Genomic DNA, 18,099 nt, shown 5'->3' with positions numbered 1-18,099 from the left:
AATTGCTATAAAAATTTAAAAATCCCAATCTAGACAGACTGGGATTGAATTGGACTATGAAAAAAAGTTTATTTAGGAGTTATTGTTAGTATAGTAGCTCTGACTTAATAAAGACTTAAGAATACTTTATATTAAGCTTAAACAAAAACACCCCAGCGGATGCCTGGGGTGCTCTTGCTATATATTTAATAAAGGAAGTCTAATTAATTTATCTTAGTGACGGAAGTGACGAACACCTGTAAATACCATGGCAATACCATATTTATCAGCCATGTCGATAGATTCTTGGTCACGAACTGAACCACCAGGTTGGATGATAGCTTTCACGCCTGCAGCAGCAATTTCTTCAACGTTATCTGCAAATGGGAAGAAAGCATCACTGGCAAGAACAGCACCATCAAGACGATCTTTAGCTTGATCAAGCGCAATACGAACTGAAGCAACACGGTTTGTTTGACCAGGACCAACACCAAGTGTCATGTGATCGTTTGTCACGATGATACCGTTAGATTTAACGTATTTGATAGCTTTCCAAGCAAATTCAAGTGCAGTTTTTTCTTGTTCATTTGGTTGACGTTTTGTCACAACTTTCCAGTCAGCTGGATTTTCTTTGACAACATCTTGGTTTTGAACCAAGAGCCCACCGACTACACCAGTGTATTCTTTTTCAGCTTCACTAGCTTCTTGAGCTTCAAATGGCAATTGAAGAATTCGCAAGTTTTTCTTCTTAGTTGTCAAAATTTCAAGAGCTTCTTCTGAGTAGCTTGGTGCAATGATGATTTCAAGGAAGATAGCATGCATTTTCTTAGCTGTTGCTGCATCGACTTCACGGTTAAGAACAATGATACCACCAAAGATAGATACTGGATCTGATTCATAAGCGTAATCCCAAGCAGTTTCAATATCGTCAGCTTGTCCAATACCACATGGGTTCATGTGTTTAAGCGCGACAACAGTTGGGCGATCTTTGAAATCACGGATAATACGAATTGCAGCGTCAGCGTCACGGATATTGTTAAATGACAATTCTTTACCGTTTAATTGTTTTGCAGAAGCAATTGAGTAATCTGTTGGCAAAGCTTTTTGGTAGAAATCAGCGTCTTGTTGAGGGTTTTCACCATAACGCATTGGTTGTTTCAAATCGTAAGTGATTGTGAGTTTTTCAGGTTTTGTTTCACCAACTTGTTTTGTAAAGTATTCTGCAATCAAAGCATCATAAGATGCTGTATGACGGAAAACTTTTGCTGCCAAACGTTGACGAGTTTCAAAGCTTGTTTCACCATTAGCTGACAATTCATCCAAAACAACAGCGTAGTCAGCTGGATCAACGACAACTGTTACACTAGCATGGTTTTTAGCAGCAGAGCGAAGCATTGAAGGACCACCGATATCAATATTTTCAACCGCATCAGCGTAAGTTACTTCTGGTTTCAAGATTGTTTCTTTGAATGGGTAAAGGTTAACCACAACAAGATCAATCAATTCAATGTGGTTATCTTTTGCAGCTTGAAGGTGGCTGTCAAGGTCACGACGAGCCAAAAGACCTCCATGAATATTTGGGTGAAGTGTTTTCACACGACCGTCCATCATTTCTGGGAATCCAGTCACATCATCAATCGCGATAGTGTCAACACCTGCTTTATCAAGCGCAACTTTTGTTCCACCAGTCGAGATAATATCCCAACCAAGTTTTTTCAATTCTTGAGCAAATTCAACAATGCCCGCTTTATCAGAAACACTAATTAGTGCACGTTTTGTCATTTTTTCTCCTTTGTTTAAATAAATTTTCAATTACCTACTTTTATTACGAATAGACTACTACCACTCAAACTCATAAGCAATATACTCATGTGAAAATTCATAACCTAATTTTTTAGCTAAATCTAGTGAATTTTTAGTGTGCGCATCCCAACTTGGGTAACGATTTTGTTTTAAACATTCTAGGATAAGTTGAGCTGCTACAGCCTTTGCTAATCCTTTTCGTCTAAAATTTGGGTGAGTATCAACTTCAATTTCAATCCCATCTTTGTAGGTTGAGTATGATGAAGCGCCGGATACAATCTGATTCTCATAAACGGCAACATAACCCAATCCCAACCTCAAGAAATCTTCAACATCCTTGTAGTTAGCAACCAAATCTCGTGACCACTCTTGCTTAAGACACTGTCTATAGAGATTTTTATCAATCGGCTTGATTTGAAAAACATCCGATAAATTTAAAATATAGCTTTTCAGTTGTTCACTATCAAAGGCCGTATTTTTCTTTGTCGCATAACGAATAAAAGGTTGAGCAATCTCAGCATATGACTCTTCAATTAATCGTATCCAATTCCTATCCTTAGGAACCAAGATAATATCTTCGCCGCGACAAGCTTCTATTAAAGAAATTGTTGGTTGTCCAGAGAGAAAACCAAAAGAAGCATACCTTCCAATTTTAGCAAGCGCAGACTTTGGATTTTCCTCATCATCAATGAGAATCTCTCCCATAATACCTTGCAAGCAAGAATAAATCATTGTTTCTTCCGAATTTCCAAAAAGTTCAGCAAGTCGTTTTGAGTTATTTTTCATTTTCATAACCATTTCCTCACCTTTCTTGATAACAATCACCAAACGAAGTAAGCCTCTTCAAGTTCATTATAACAAACTCTATATAACCTAAGAAATGATTAAATGAATAATGACTACTTTTTCTTAACTCCTAAGCTCTCCAAAACTTCTGGATAGAGTTTATACTCATTTTCATGAATGCGAGCTTCAAAACTATCAATGGTATCGTCAGCCAGACGAGGCACACGAACTTGTTTAATCACTTTTCCTGTGTCAACACCATTGTCAACCCAGTGAATGGTAACACCAGATTGGTCAACACCTGCTTCCCAAGCATCATCAATACCATGAGCACCTGGAAATTCCGGCAGATAAGCTGGGTGAATATTGATGATACGACCTTCGTAAGCTGCTAGCAAAGTCGGACCAACAATCTTCATATAACCAGCTAAGCAAACCAAATCAATGTCATATTTTTCAAGCAAAGCAACAATAGCCTCTTCGTAAGCTGCTTGATTATCAAACTCTTTGAGTTCAAAAGTGTGAGCTGTCACACCAAGTTTTTCAGCACGTTCTAAGACGTAGGCATCTCGATGATCTGAAAAAACAAACTCAACAGGAAATTGCTCTGCAATAACTTGAAAATTTGACCCGTTACCACTCGCAAAAACTGCGATTTTTTTCATTATTTAATCACCACACTTGCATCAGCTTTCTTAACGATACGACCAAGTTCATAAACTGGTTCGTCAAGCAATTCTTTCACGCGTTCAACTTTATCAGGACTAACTGCCATCATCAAACCAATACCCATGTTGAAGATTTCAAACATTTCTTCGTGTTTGATGTTACCGTATTTTTCAAGAGCTTTGAAAATTGGAAGAACTGGAATTTTATCTTCTTCGATTTCAGCAGCCAAATCATCAGCGAACATACGTGGAACATTTTCAATGAAACCACCACCAGTGATGTGAGCAATACCGTTAACCAATTCTTCTTTAATAAGTGGAAGTACCGCTTTAACATAGATACGAGTTGGTTCAAGAAGAACTTCTTTCAATTTTTTGCCTTCAAGTTCTGGAAGAACTTCTTCACCTGTGTAATCAGCAAAGACACGACGAACAAGTGAATAACCATTTGAGTGAATACCACTTGAAGCAAGTCCAAGAAGAACATCACCATCAGAAACCTTTGAACCATCAATGATTTGTGATTTTTCAGCAACACCTACTGCAAAACCAGCCAAATCATAATCATCTTCGCCGTACATACCAGGCATTTCAGCCGTTTCACCACCGATAAGAGCTGCACCAGATTGGACACAACCTTCAGCAACACCTGCAACAACTTGTTCAAGTTTTGCAGGTTCATTTTTACCAGTTGCGATGTAATCTAAGAAGTAAAGTGGTTCTGCACCAGCAGCAATGATGTCATTAACACACATAGCAACACAGTCTTGACCGATTGTATCGTGTTTATCATATTTAATGGCAAGCATGAGTTTTGTTCCCACACCATCAGTTCCTGAAATCAAAACAGGTTCTTTCACACCAGTTTTTGTAAGGTCGAACATACCACCAAAGCCACCAAGAGCTCCCATAACACCTGCACGTTCAGTACGCGCAACGTGTTTTTTGATACGTGCAACAACTTCATAACCCGCTTCAACATCAACACCGGACTGAGCGTAAGCATTTTTTGTCATAATAATTTTCTCCTTTTTGGGAAATAGCAGAGCTATAACAACCTATTTGTTTTCATTAACTTCGTGAATATAGAAACTTGTTTTTTCTTCTAAGCTCTTGAGGTATGCTTCTTCGTAATCGTAAAGTGGTGTTGGATACTTACCGTCAAAGTATGCCACACAAAGACCACCATTTGGAGCATCTGTATCAAGACCGATTGATTCAATCAAACCATCAATTGACAAGTAAGTTAGACTATCTGCACCGATAATTTCACAAACTTCATCTTTGGTATGATTAGCTGAAATCAATTCACGACGATTTTGAATATCGATACCGTAGAAACATGGATATTTCAATTCTGGACTACCGATTGCCACGTGAACTTCTGTCGCACCAGCTTCACGAAGAAGGCGAACAATACGACGTGAAGTTGTTCCGCGTACGATAGAATCATCAACCATGACAACACGTTTACCTTTAACAACGCCAGATACCGCTGAAAGTTTCATACGAACACCTTGCTCACGCAACTCTTGTGTTGGTTGAATGAAGGTACGTTGTGTGTATTGATTTTTCACCAAGCCCATTTCATTTGGAAGACCTGATTCTTCAGCAAATCCCATCGCTGCTGAAAGTGATGAGTTTGGCACCCCTACAACGATATCAGCTTCGTGATGAAATTCTTGTGCTAAACGTTTACCCATATTTTTACGAGCAGTATGAACATTTACACCGTAAATGTCACTATCAGGGCGGGCAAAGTAGATGTATTCCATTGAACAAATAGCAAGTTGTGTGTCATTTGTATAAGAATCATAGCGAATACCACTATCGTCAATAATTACCATTTCACCTGGTTTAACATCGCGAACCCATTTAGCACCAACCACTTCAAAGGCACATGTTTCACTTGAAACTACCCAAGCACCGTTTTCCATTTGACCAACAGACAATGGACGGAAACCATTTGGATCAAGTGCTGCAATCAACTTATCTTCTGTCAACAAAAGATAAGCAAAACCACCTTTAACAGTGTTAAGTGCTTCTTTCACTTTTCCAAGAAATTCTGGATTGTGACTACGACGAATCAAATGCATCAAAATTTCAGTATCAGATGACGCATTAAAAATGGCACCTTCATCTTCCAATTCCTTCTTCAAAGAAACCGCATTTGTCAAATTACCATTGTGGCAAAGACCAAATTGTTCATCGGTGAAGTTGTAAAGAAATGGTTGAATGTTATTAATAGATGCAGAACCAGCAGTCGCATAGCGAACGTGACCAATAGCTGCAGAACCTGTCAATTTTTCCAAATCAGCAGGATTTTTAAATACTTCTGAAAGAAGACCAGTATTACGGTGTTGAAGAAGTTTACCGTTATCGTTAGAAACAATACCAGCACCTTCTTGACCGCGGTGTTGAAGACTGTGGAGTCCAAAATAAGTGACATGAGCTGCTTGAGGGTGTCCCCAAATCCCAAATACACCACATTCTTCATTAAGAGATTTAACTTCGTATGTCATTATTTTTTATTACCTAGATTAATTAGTTAAGACCTATTCCCTTTAATAAGTTGACAAAAGGTACTAACGTACCTTGTCAATGTCATCTATAAAATATATTTAACGTGTATTCTTAGCCTTTAGTGAAATATTCAACAGCGCTACGGAACAGGTGTTGATCTTTATTTCCTGGAATATTTTGGAAAAGACCATCTTCGTAACGTTCTGAATGTCCCATTTTACCAATGATTTGACCATTCTTACTTGTGATACCTTCGATAGCATTAACAGAACCATTTGGATTGTATTTAGAATCCATACTTGGTTTACCATCAAAGTCAACGTATTGGCTAAAGATTTGTCCATTGTCACGGAGTTCTGCAAACTCTTCAGCTGTGACAACAAATTTACCTTCACCGTGCGAAACCGGAATAGCATAAACATCACCGACTTCTACACCTGCAAGCCATGGTGAGTTCGTATTAGCAATACGTGTTTCAACCATTTTCGCAACGTGTTGGTTAGCATCATTGTAGAAGAGCGTTGGGCTTGTTTCAGTAGCATCTTCAAAGTTACCGTATGGAAGAAGACCTGATTTCACAAGTGCTTGGAATCCATTACAGATACCAATAATCAGACCACCTTTTTCGATGAAGCTATCAATAGCTGCGCGAACTTTTTGGTTAAGCAAGATGTTCACGATAAATTTAGCAGAACCATCTGGTTCATCAGCTGCTGAGAATCCACCAGCAAAGAAGATAATGTTAGCTTTACTGATATTGTCAACCATTGTATCAACTGAAGCTTCGATTGCTGCTTCGTTAAGTGTCACAAATGGTACCAAATTAACTTTTGCACCAGCTTGTTCAAAGGCTTTAGCTGAATCATACTCTGAGTTTGTACCAGGGAATACTGGAATGTAAACCAATGGTTCAGCAACTTTTTCACTAGCTTTAATCACTGCATTTGAAGCAACAGCTGGAACATCTTCAAGTTCAGTACTTTGTTCAAATTCAGTTGGATAAACATCTTCAAGTTTACCTTCAAAAGCTGAAAGAAGTTTGTCACAAGCAAGGTTGACACCATTGACAGTAAGTGTAAAGTCTTCAGTAGTTTCACCAATTTTGTTAACTCCTGCAATTTCTTCCGCAGATGTAAAGATAAAACCACCAAGTTGTGCTGTCAAGCTAGTTGCAAGTTCTGCCAATTCAACCTTAGCACCGATATGGTTACCAAAGCTAGCTAAAGCTAAGCTTTCAATCACACCACCGTATTTAACAGCTGAAGCTGATGTGATGTGGTGTTCTTTTTGAATGGCTTCAAATTTGGCGAAATTAGCTTTGATAAGGTCAAAGTCAATTTCCTGTGAAATAGCTTGACCTGGAATGTAGTAAACATACTCACCAGCAGCCTTAAATTCTGGTGAAAGAACCTTACGGCTATCTGCTGTTGTCACACCAAAAGCAACCAATGTTGGTGGTACTGTCAATTCTTCGAATGTACCAGACATTGAGTCTTTACCACCAATTGATGGCAAACCAAGTTGGATTTGTGCTTCGATTGAACCAAGAAGCGCTGAAACTGGTTGACCAAATCGTTCAGCTTTTTTATCCATACGTTGGAAGTATTCTTGATAAGAGAAGCGCGCTTTAGACCAGTTAGCACCTGTTGCAACCAAACGTGCTGTCGCTTCAATCACAGCATAAGCTGCACCGTGATATGGTGACCATTCTGCGATATATGGGTTGAACCCTTGAGCCATAACAGAAGCTGTTGTTGTTACACCGTTTTGAACAGGGAGTTTTTGAACGGAACTTTCTGTTGGGGTGATTTGGTAACGACCACCAATTGGATGGTTAACTGTTGAACGACCAACAGAGCTATCAAAGATAGTTTGCAAACCTTTTTGACTAGCATGGTTAAGGTCAGAAAGCACATTTGCAGCATCTGTTTCAAGTGTTGCAGCTGATGTTGTACGTTGCTCAGGCATTTCAACTTGACTATCAACGACATCAGCGTCAACGACCACGCGCACACCATTTGTATCAAGGAAACGGCGTTCAATATCAACGATTGTTTGACCATTCCAAGTCATGACAAGGTTTGGTTTTTCAGTAACAGTAGCAACCACTACTGCATCGATGTTTTCTTTATGACATTCTGCCACGAAAGCCTCAACATCTTTCGGACGAACCACAACAGCCATACGTTCTTGTGATTCAGAAATAGCAATTTCAGTTCCGTTAAGTCCTTGGTATTTAAGTGGTACTTTATTAAGGTCGATTTCAAGACCATCAGCCAATTCACCGATAGCAACGCAAACACCACCAGCACCAAAGTCATTTGATTTTTTAATAAGGCGAGTCACATTACCATTACGGAAAAGACGTTGAATTTTACGTTCTTCAATGGCATTACCTTTTTGAACTTCTGCGCCAGCTGTTTCAACAGATTCAACTGTTTGAACTTTAGATGAACCAGTTGCACCACCGACACCATCACGACCTGTTTTACCTCCAAGAAGGATAACCACATCGCCTGCTTCTGGTTTTTCACGAACAACGTTACCTTTTGGAGCTGCACCGACTACCGCACCAAGTTCCATACGCTTAGCAACAAATCCTGGATGGAAATATTCTTTAACGTAAGTTGTTGCAAGACCGATTTGGTTACCATATGAAGAATAACCATGAGCTGCTGTTTTAGAAATCACTTGTTGTGGCAATTTACCAAGACGAGTTTCTGCAATTGGTGTTGTGATATCACCAGCACCTGAAATACGCATGGCTTGGTAAACATATGAACGTCCTGACAATGGGTCGCGAATAGCACCACCGATACATGTTGCAGCCCCACCAAATGGTTCGATTTCTGTTGGATGATTGTGTGTTTCGTTCTTGAACATAAGAAGCCAAGGTTCTTTAACACCATTCACATCAACTTCAATTTCAACAGAACATGCGTTAATTTCATCTGACACTTCCATATCATCCAAACGACCATTCGCACGTTCGTAACGACCAAAAATAGTCGCCATATCCATCAATGTTTGTGGTTTTTCAGAACGTCCTAGTTCGTCACGCATAGCAATGTATTTATCATATGTTGCTTGCAATTGTTTTTGGAATTTAGACGCTGAGAAATCAATATGCTTAAGCTCAGTTTCAAAGGTTGTATGACGACAGTGGTCTGACCAGTAAGTATCCAAAACTTTTAATTCTGTTTCAGTCGGCACACGTCCAATTGATTTAAAGTAATCTTGGATGAAAACAAGGTCATCAACTTCCATTGCCAAACCTTGCTCTGCTTTGTATTCAGCAAATTCAGCTGCTGTATAAGTTTTGAAGAAATCAAGATTTGGAATTGTTTTGTCAGATTCTGAAAATGCTTGTGGTGCGATACCAGTTGTAATATCTTTAAAACGAGAATCAACTGGGTTAAGAAGATAGTTCTTAACAGCATCAAGTTCAGCTGTATCAATATCTTTATTAACAAGATAAAGTTGCGCAGTATTAACAGTCACATCGTTATTGCTACCAAGTAAAAGCAAAGCTTCTTGTGAAGATGCTGCACGTTGGTCAAATTGACCAGGAAGTGATTCAATGGCAAAGAAAGCATAATTAGCAAGTTCAGCAACCACATCACTTTCAGCCAAAATATTGTCTGTTACTTGTTCAGAAAAAATATGTTTTTCAGCACGTTCGAAAAGCGAATCTGCCAAACCAAAAACATCATAAACTTGAATAATACGTAAATCAGTCAAGCTTGTTAATTGAAGATTATGTTTAAGCTCTTTGACAAGTGCTTGAGCTTTAATATTAAAATTTGATTTTTTCTCAACGAAAATTCGTTTATCCATTTTTTACCCTTTTTAGAATTTCTCTGTCAACTACTTAGCAAGTGTAGTGGCTTAGTCAAGTCCTTTTAATTTTTCAAGAACAACTTCGTATACATCTGTCAAGCTACCTAAATCACGACGAAAGACATCTTTGTCCATGTGGTGACCTTCAGCATCCCAAAGACGGCAGTTATCTGGTGAAAATTCATCAGCAAGAATGATTTTGCCATCTTTGTCTTTACCAAATTCCAATTTAAAGTCGATCAAAGTAAGACCAATTTGTTTGAACCAATCTTTCAATAGTTCGTTGATACGACGTGTTTCTGCTTTGATATATGCAATATCTTCATCACTTGCAATACCAAGGAATTTCACGTGTTCATCATTGATAAATGGATCATCTAATTCATCATTTTTATAGTAAAATTCAACAATCGGTGTGTCTAATTTGATACCTTCTTCAACACCAAAACGTTTTGAGAATGAACCTGCAGTGACATTACGTAAAACAACTTCAAGAGGAACAATATCAACTTTTTTGTTCAATTGTTCGGTTTCTGATAATTGCTTAACAAAGTGAGTTGCCACACCTGCTTCATTCAATTTAGTAAAAATTAAAGATGAGATTTGATTATTAAGAACGCCTTTACCTTTAATAGTCTCTTTACGAGCTCCATTAAGCATTGTTGCCTGGTCTTTATAGACTGAAATAATCAAATTCTCATCTTCTGATGTAGTGTAGATATCTTTAGCTTTTCCCGTATAAATAAGTTGTCGTGACATGTTTTCATTCGCCTTTCGCTTTTATTCTACTAAATTTTAACACATGCTCTGGCCAATTTCAACATTTAACAGACTTTTTAATAAAATAAAAATAAAAACGTCCGCTTTTAACGAACGTTTTTGCTTAATTTACTCTATTATAGAGATATTCCATCATTTCTCCCATACATTTCATGTCTTCAACATCTTCGTCGGGAATTTCCAAATGAAACTCATCTTCTAAATTAATGATAAATTCCATCAAAGCAATTGAATCAACTCCCAAATCATCATGAAGACTAGTTGTTTGTGTAATCTCCAAATCAGGTTTATTCATTTGCTCTTTAATAATGAAACTAATCCTTTCAAAAATAGCCTCTTTTGTCATCTCGTCCTCCCTTTTCGTTAGTCTTTTGGTGTAAATGCTTCTACCAACTGACCAACGACATTTGTATCTAACATCTTACGAGCTTGTCTAATGGTATAATAAACAGCTTGTGCATCACTTGAACCGTGGCATTTCACAACAGGTGCTTTAAGACCAAAAAGAACAGCCCCACCTGCACTTGAATAGTCCATAGAATCTTTTAGACTGTACAAACTATCTTTTAATAGAAGTGCTCCCAATTTTGCCTTAAAGCCACCAGACTTAATAGAAGATTTCAAACTTCCCATAATGTTAAGGGCAGTTCCTTCCATTGTTTTAAGAACAGCATTTCCAGTAAATCCATCTGATACCACAACATCAGCAACGCCATTCATCAAATCACGCGCTTCAACATTTCCAACAAAATTCAAACTAGTATCTTCTGCCAAAAGAGCATAAGCTTCCTTATGAAGCGGGTCACCTTTAGTAGCCTCTGTTCCGTTATTTAGCAGACCAACTCGAGGTTTATCAATGCCACGAACATTTTTAGCATAAAATGAGCCTAAGATAGCATATTGGTGCAAGTGTTTAGGTGTATTTTCCGCATTAGCACCAAGGTCCAACATATCATAACCTTTACCATCTAAAGTTGGTAGAGTAGACATAAGCCCTGGACGATCAATTCCTTTAATACGTCCCACAACAAAAAGACCTGCTGCAAGAAGAGCTCCTGTATTACCTGCAGAAATCACAGCGTCTGCTGTACCGTCCTTAACAGCTTGTGCACCAAGAACCATACTTGCTTTCTTTTTACGACGAATTGCCTTAGCTGGCTCATCATCGGAATTAATTTTTTCATCTGTATGAATAATTGACACACGATCTGTTGCTGTCAAATACTCTTTAATTTTTGCTTCATCTCCATAAAGTTGGATCTCAATATCTGAGAAGTCTGCTAGAGCACGGTTCACTCCTTCAACAATAGCTTTAGGAGCATTATCGCCACCCATAGCATCAATAGCAATTTTTTTCATATGAATTTCCTCACAAAACATTATCGCCTTATTATAGCATGATTCGCGATTTTTTTCATTTTTCGAAAATTTTAGAGCGGCTTTCAGAAAAAAAGCCACCAGATAAACACAGAAATTCTGCGCTTATCAAGTGAGCTTATTTCATAATATTTCCCCAAGTGCCCAAATCATCGATGAATTTTTTACTCTTTAAACATAATCCAACATAATTGTCATAAATATCATCAATGAACAACCGTAATTTTCGTTTCATCTCTGGTTTAACAGAAATTGTCTTCAAATCATCAAATTGAATTGCTTGAAAACGATCCACCAGATAAAGAACATTTGGATCCAAATGACTGCGATGCTCATCCTTAGCATAATGTTCTGGACAGAGCAGCCCAGAATATTTATGTGAAAAATCAAAAGGAAGCCCTACACGATGACAAAAAGCACAGTCATGAAAATTAAGACTAACACCAAAACGTTCTAAAATCTGGATCTCAAAAATATTAGTCAAAATTTCATAGTCAAGCCCCTCTTCCATCAACAAAAGAGTCTTCTTTAAAAAGGCAAATAACTGCGGATCTGCAACACCATCTGGTACAGCAGCATCAGCTAGGGACGTCACATAAGACGCATAAGATAGTTTAAATAAATCCACATTAATCTCCTTGAAAGAATCAACTTCCTTATAATCTTCAATAAAAGATAAACCAGTCTCATTGATTTTTAAAATAAATTTAGCTACCGTTAACGGTTGAATAGCCGAATTAAAACGAGATTTACTAGCATGTTTCACAAAAAACATATGCTTTCCATTCGTCTCGGTGAAAATCTTAACCAACTTATCATCCTCACGATAATTACGATTATAAAGGACGAGACCATAAGTTTCCTTATTTTGCATGTTCTTCCATAAATTCTTTCAAACGATCCATAGCTGTTGTGATTGTTTCCATGCTAGCTGCATATGACAAACGAAGATAACCTTCACCATATTTACCAAAAGCAACACCTGGAATGAAAGCAACTGCTTTTTCACGCGCAAAATCCTGACAGAATTTAAATGAATCTTGTTCATAGCCAGCTGGAATCTTAGCAAAAATGTAAAAGGCACCATCTGGTTTAATAATCTTAAAACCAAGTGCTGACATCTTATCAATGATGTAATCACGACGTTTCATATACTCTGCTTTCATTGGAAGAGCATCATCTTTACCAACTGAAAGAGCTTCAATCGCAGCAAACTGTGCCATTGTTGCAGCAGCTGTAACCAAGTATTGGTGACTCTTAATCAACTGTGCTGTAAAATTAGCTGGTGCAAAAATCATACCAATTCGCCAACCAGTCATAGCGTGAGATTTAGAAAGCCCATTAATTAAAATCGTTTGTTCTGGAAGATATTCAGCAATTGAGACATGAGGTTCATCACTATAAGTTAACTCAGAATAAACTTCATCTGAAACTACAAAGACATCATATTTCTTAAGCACGTCTGCCAAAGCTTTAATTTGTTCACGTGAATAAGTGACACCAGTTGGATTTGTTGGGTAGTTAAGCAAAACAGCTTTTAGTTTATCACCTTGTTCTAAGATAGCATTTTCAAGCATCTCTGGCGTTAAAACAAAATCATTAGCTGTTGTATCAATTTCAACGATTTCAGCCCCTACAAGATTAACAATTGGTTCATAACCAGGATAAGCTGGTGCTGGTAAAAGCACAGTATCACCAGGTTCCAAAATAGCTGTCAAAGTTGCAGACAAGGCTTCAGTCGCTCCAATTGTAACCAAAATTTCATTATCAGGATTATATGATAAATTGTATTTTGTTTTCAAAAAATCTGCAGCAGCTTGACGAAGAGCAGGCAAACCAGCCATACCAGTATAATGAGATTGATTGGCATCAATGGCTGCTTTGGCTGCTTCTTTAACATGATCAGGTGTTGTAAAATCAGGCTCTCCAAGAGTCAATTTCATAATGCCTGGCACGTCAGAAATAGATTGATCAAATTGACGAATCAACGATACTTCAATTTGATTTAAATTTTTATTAAAACGATCTGTTAAACTCATAGTCTCACCTCAAAAATTTAATTATATCTATTATACATGAAATTTGATAATTATACACCCTTTTTCAAGTTATCCACAGCGCCTGCTAAAAAAGCCAAGTCGCAAAGTTATCCACATGTTAATAGGTAAAAATAAAAAACCGCTGGAATTTTACACCAACGATTTTTTCTGACCTTTAAGTCATCCTTATTTATTAGCTGTTCCCATTTCAAACAATGGTGACAAAGGACGTTTTTCATGAATGCGAGTAATAGCTTCTGCAATCAACTCAGCAATTGAAATTTGTTCAATTTTATCAATCAAACGTTCTTCTGGGAGATAAATAGTATCCAAAACAACCAATTTTTCGATTGCTGATTTTTCAATATTTTCAAGAGCAGGTCCAGAAAGAACTGGGTGAGTACATGAAGCATAAACTGCTGTTGCACCAGCTTCTGCAAGAGCATCTGCTGCGTGACAAATAGTACCTGCTGTATCAATCATATCATCAATCAAGATACATTTTTTACCTTTAACATTACCAATGATATTCATAACTTCACTGGTATTCATTTTTGTAACACTACGACGTTTATCAATGATAGCAATCGGTGTTTGGAGGAATTGTGCCAATTTACGTGCACGAGTCACACCACCATGGTCAGGACTAACGACAACAACATCGTCTCCAACCAATCCGTGACGGTCAAAGTAATCAGCGATCAATGGTGCACCCATCAAGTGATCAACTGGAATATCAAAGAAGCCTTGAATTTGTGCAGCGTGCAAGTCAACTGTCAAAAGACGATCAACTCCTGCTACTTCAAGCATATTTGCTACTAATTTAGAAGTAATCGGTTCGCGAGAACGAGCTTTACGGTCTTGACGAGCGTAACCGTAGTAAGGAATAACCACACTAATTTTTTCAGCACTAGCGCGTTTAAGAGCATCAACCATAATCAAGATTTCCATCAAGTTATCGTTAACTGGTGAGCTAGTTGACTGCAAAATAAAGACATGGTCGCCGCGAATTGATTCTTCAATGTTGACTTGGATTTCACCATCAGAAAATTGACGAACAGTTGATTTTCCGAGTTGAATTCCCATAGCCGAAGCTACTTTTTCTGCTAATTCTTTGTTTGACGATAAGGCAAACAATTTTAAATCAGAATAAGACATGATTTCCTCCAAAGTTTTTATCCTTTACCATTTTAACGTTTTTTTAGCATTTTTTCAATGACAAATGCGTTAAATCCGCTAAATACAGGGAAAATAGGGGGGGATAAAAAAAGAGAAGGACATAATCCTTCTCACAGTTTTATTATTGGTAGATGTAGTAGACAGTTCCGCCACCCCAAGTTGATGAAGTTGGGTTGAACCATCCACGATAGTTACCGATTGATGAGTTACCAGCGTAGTTAGCTTCCATAACTTGGATATTAGTTGAGCTTTGAACAGCTGTTACGTATGCAACGTGTCCATAACCACCACCATCGTATGGCCATACAGCTACTGCACCAGCTTGTGGTGTAGTACCTACAGAGTGACCAGCAGCTTGTGCGCTAGCAATCCATTGATTAGCATTACCCCAGTAGTTACCAACCCATGAAGCAAGTGATTTAACACCCCAAGTACATTGACCTACTGGGTAAGTGTTACCTGCTGTGTTAGTAGTTGGTGTTACTGAAGATGGTTTAGCAGCACTCGAAGATGAATTATTTGTAGTTGCTGGTTTAGCAGCTTGTGCTGGAGTTGATACTTGTTGTGCAGGTGCACTTTGAGCTGGAGTTGATACTTGTTGTGCAGGTGCTTGTGCAGAAGTATCAGCTGATGAATCTTGAGCAGAAGTATCTGTAGTAGTATCAGTTGTTGCTGTACCATTTTGAACAGCAGCTTGTGCTTGTGCTACAGATTCAGCTTGCGCTTGTGCTTCAGCTTGTGCTTGTGCTTCAGCAGCAGCTTGTGCAGCGGCAGCTTCGGCAGCGGCTTGTTCAGCAGCTTCTTTTTGAGCTACCAAGTTAGCACGTTCATCTTCAGCAGTTGCCAATTGAGCAGAAAGGTTCAATTGAGCAGCTTGCAATTCAGCTTGTTGTGTTGCCAAAGCAGCTTGGTTTTGTTCGATAGTTGCTTTGTTAGCTACAACAGTATTGATAGCTTCTTGATTTTCAGCTTGTTTTTGTTCAATAGCAGCTTTGTCAGCTTCTTGTTCATCAAGCATTTTTTTGTTTGCAGCAACTACTTCACGAATTGCTTGAACACGATTGATAGCATCAGAAACTGATTTAGAGTTCAAGATAGTGTTGATGTAGCTAGTAGCTGAAGCATTCTTTTGTGCGTTACGAGCTTGGTTTTTCAAAGTTTCGTTACGAGCAACAATTTTACTTGAAAGAACTTGAATTTCTTCACTTAATTTTTTAGATTCAGCTTCAAGTTGAGCATTTTGTGCTTCCAATTCAGCTTGTTGTGATTGTAGTGAAGACACTTGGCTTTGAATAGCATCAACTTGACTTTGTGCTGCAGCTTGTTCAGATGTAAGATTACTGATAACAGCATCCTGTGCAGCAATTTGTGTATCATAATCGTCCGCATTAACAGTTACGGCCGCTGTACCCAATGTCACGCCACTAACAAGGACAGCTGATAAAATTCTTTTTTTCATATTAATTAAACTACTCCTTTTTGATAAGACAATATTATTTTACCAAAAAATCACGCAATTAATATTACGTGATTGTTACATTTATGTTTTGTTATGGTAATCTAAGCATTAAAATATACTTTTTTAAACAATTTCTGAAATATCAAATACAACAAAATATTAAAAATAAGGGTTGGCGCAAAACTATATGCTATAAAATTAGCCATTGACAACGTTGTCATCCCTAATAAAACAGCCATTGTTTCGCCAACAATTTCAAACAAAAACAAAACAACAATATAGAAGGTTAATGTTTGAAAATTACTAGCAAAAATACTCTTAGTAATTTTATTAGTAAAGATTACTAAAATTGGTAATAAGAAAACAACCAATCCAATTCTATTCAAATAATAAATATCATAAAGAGCACCTAAAATTAGAGTACTAAATAATACAAAATGCTTATTTCTATTATGATAAAAATCAATAATTGCCAACAAAAGAAGATGACTACTAATTGTCACATGATATGAGAAAATAGAACTCATCAAATAAGAGAGCTGACCATCAATCAACATTAAGAGAAAAAGCAAAAAAAGTAAAAAATATTTATTCTTAAAAAATGCCACTTTAATCACCAACTATTGTTACATAGGAAATGTCAGAAAAATCTGCAGTTGGTGTCACATAAACAACACGCTCCAAATTCTCTGAACTATTCTTCACGCTTGAAACAGAACCGACAGTAATATTTGCAACAGTGTCACCGTCAAGACCACTCGTCACAACACTATCCCCCTCATTAATATCAATAGAGGAATTAAGATTTGAAACTACAAAACATTTCTTATCAGAGTCATAAGACTCTAAGATTCCAAAAGCATCTCCTGATGCAGTTGATATTTTTACTGGAATACTAAAATCTGAACCATTTGCCAAAAGTGCAACACTTGAAGTAGTCGAATCAACATCAGTAACAACACCAATAAGACCACCATTTGACAAAGCAAGCATCTTCTTAGCAACTTTATTACTTTTTCCTAACTTAACAGTCAAAGAATCATACCAAGAAACTGGACTACGAACAATAACTTTTCCTGTAGCAGAAAACTGAGTAGTGATAGATGATGATGCATTAATAGCATTATTTAATTGATCATTCTCAGATTTTAAAGAATCAATTACTTCACTTTGATTTTCGAGCTCTGCAACCTTTTTCTTCAATTTTTTATTTTCAGAATAAGTATCAAAAAGATCATGAATATCCTCATTAAGAGAATCTAAGGATCTAAAAGGAGCAGAAACAACAGAATCCACTCTGGCTACTACACTTCTAATCGGAGAAGTGACACTAGAAACAATTCCCACATTCTTAAAAAGAAAAGCTAAAGAAAGAGAGAGAAGTAATAAAATCAACACAGTGAAGAAAACGAGACGAGAGATTCTTAATTTTTTCAAGATCGTGCACCAACTAACTTAGAATATAAAAATAAAACGAGATATCAAAAGATAATCTCGCTTGAAAAATAGCACGGAGAATAAGGGATTCGAACCCTTGCGCCAGTTACCCGACCTAACGATTTAGCAAACCGTCCTCTTCAGCCTCTTGAGTAATTCTCCATTCCATGTATGGGCACAAGTGGACTCGAACCACCGACCTCACGCTTATCAGGCGTGCGCTCTAACC

Annotated in this window: 15 protein-coding genes and 1 tRNA gene; all 16 read right to left on the bottom strand. The window is 37.5% G+C overall.

Translation table 11 applies throughout. The features are described from left to right. Positions 1–213: 213 nt before the first annotated feature. Positions 214–1,761, bottom strand: a complete 1,548-nt coding sequence (gene purH, locus B4D49_RS00590) for a bifunctional phosphoribosylaminoimidazolecarboxamide formyltransferase/IMP cyclohydrolase (protein WP_286782875.1) — start codon at positions 1,759–1,761, stop codon at positions 214–216. Between the two features lie 57 nt (positions 1,762–1,818). Next, the gene (locus tag B4D49_RS00585) at positions 1,819–2,574 is read right to left on the bottom strand and encodes a GNAT family N-acetyltransferase (protein WP_286782874.1); all 756 of its coding nucleotides are present in this window, start codon (positions 2,572–2,574) and stop codon (positions 1,819–1,821) included. Between the two features lie 107 nt (positions 2,575–2,681). Continuing rightward, the gene (gene purN, locus B4D49_RS00580; protein ID WP_286782873.1) at positions 2,682–3,233 is read right to left on the bottom strand and encodes a phosphoribosylglycinamide formyltransferase; all 552 of its coding nucleotides are present in this window, start codon (positions 3,231–3,233) and stop codon (positions 2,682–2,684) included. Next, positions 3,233–4,252 carry a phosphoribosylformylglycinamidine cyclo-ligase gene (gene purM / locus B4D49_RS00575; protein WP_033152113.1) on the bottom strand — a complete coding sequence of 340 codons (1,020 nt, stop codon included), beginning with the start codon at positions 4,250–4,252 and terminating at the stop codon, positions 3,233–3,235. The genes purN and purM overlap by 1 nt, the downstream gene beginning before the upstream one ends. A gap of 42 nt (positions 4,253–4,294) precedes the next feature. Beyond that, positions 4,295–5,758: an amidophosphoribosyltransferase gene (gene purF / locus B4D49_RS00570; RefSeq protein ID WP_199545099.1), complete on the bottom strand. Its 1,464-nt coding sequence runs from the start codon at positions 5,756–5,758 to the stop codon at positions 4,295–4,297. Between the two features lie 112 nt (positions 5,759–5,870). Next, positions 5,871–9,596: a phosphoribosylformylglycinamidine synthase gene (locus tag B4D49_RS00565; protein ID WP_132868900.1), complete on the bottom strand. Its 3,726-nt coding sequence runs from the start codon at positions 9,594–9,596 to the stop codon at positions 5,871–5,873. A 51-nt stretch (positions 9,597–9,647) separates the two neighbouring features. Continuing rightward, positions 9,648–10,358, bottom strand: coding sequence for a phosphoribosylaminoimidazolesuccinocarboxamide synthase (gene purC, locus B4D49_RS00560; protein ID WP_074482917.1), 711 nt, complete (start codon positions 10,356–10,358; stop codon positions 9,648–9,650). 124 nt (positions 10,359–10,482) lie between these two features. Continuing rightward, a complete protein-coding gene (locus tag B4D49_RS00555; RefSeq protein WP_157628625.1) occupies positions 10,483–10,725 on the bottom strand; it encodes an acyl carrier protein in 243 nt (80 codons plus the stop codon). Positions 10,726–10,742: 17 nt separating this feature from the next. Further along, positions 10,743–11,738 carry a phosphate acyltransferase PlsX gene (gene plsX / locus B4D49_RS00550; protein WP_132869539.1) on the bottom strand — a complete coding sequence of 332 codons (996 nt, stop codon included), beginning with the start codon at positions 11,736–11,738 and terminating at the stop codon, positions 10,743–10,745. A 136-nt stretch (positions 11,739–11,874) separates the two neighbouring features. After that, positions 11,875–12,630, bottom strand: a complete 756-nt coding sequence (gene recO / locus B4D49_RS00545) for a DNA repair protein RecO (protein ID WP_286782872.1) — start codon at positions 12,628–12,630, stop codon at positions 11,875–11,877. Then, positions 12,620–13,795 (bottom strand): pyridoxal phosphate-dependent aminotransferase, encoded by a 1,176-nt coding sequence (locus B4D49_RS00540; RefSeq protein ID WP_286782871.1) that lies wholly within the window; start codon positions 13,793–13,795, stop codon positions 12,620–12,622. Before B4D49_RS00540 ends, recO begins: the two co-directional genes overlap by 11 nt. A gap of 186 nt (positions 13,796–13,981) precedes the next feature. Further along, on the bottom strand, positions 13,982–14,953 hold the full coding sequence (locus B4D49_RS00535; protein WP_006531291.1) for a ribose-phosphate diphosphokinase: 972 nt from the start codon (positions 14,951–14,953) through the stop codon (positions 13,982–13,984). A 142-nt stretch (positions 14,954–15,095) separates the two neighbouring features. Further along, entirely contained in the window at positions 15,096–16,433 is a 1,338-nt protein-coding gene (locus tag B4D49_RS00530; protein ID WP_199545092.1) for a CHAP domain-containing protein, read from the bottom strand. A 101-nt stretch (positions 16,434–16,534) separates the two neighbouring features. Further along, a complete protein-coding gene (gene mreD, locus B4D49_RS00525; protein WP_199545151.1) occupies positions 16,535–17,050 on the bottom strand; it encodes a rod shape-determining protein MreD in 516 nt (171 codons plus the stop codon). Further along, positions 17,043–17,828, bottom strand: coding sequence for a rod shape-determining protein MreC (gene mreC, locus B4D49_RS00520; RefSeq protein ID WP_286782870.1), 786 nt, complete (start codon positions 17,826–17,828; stop codon positions 17,043–17,045). The genes mreD and mreC overlap by 8 nt, the downstream gene beginning before the upstream one ends. 116 nt (positions 17,829–17,944) lie before the next feature. Then, a tRNA-Ser gene (locus B4D49_RS00515) sits at positions 17,945–18,032 on the bottom strand. Positions 18,033–18,099 lie beyond the last annotated feature (67 nt).

Origin of the sequence: Streptococcus sp. UBA4344, assembly GCF_002393675.1 — a bacterium.
GTDB lineage: Bacteria > Bacillota > Bacilli > Lactobacillales > Streptococcaceae > Streptococcus > Streptococcus vicugnae.
The sequence above is the reverse complement of the archived record's forward strand: the minus strand, read 5'-3'. Positions and strand labels throughout refer to the sequence as shown.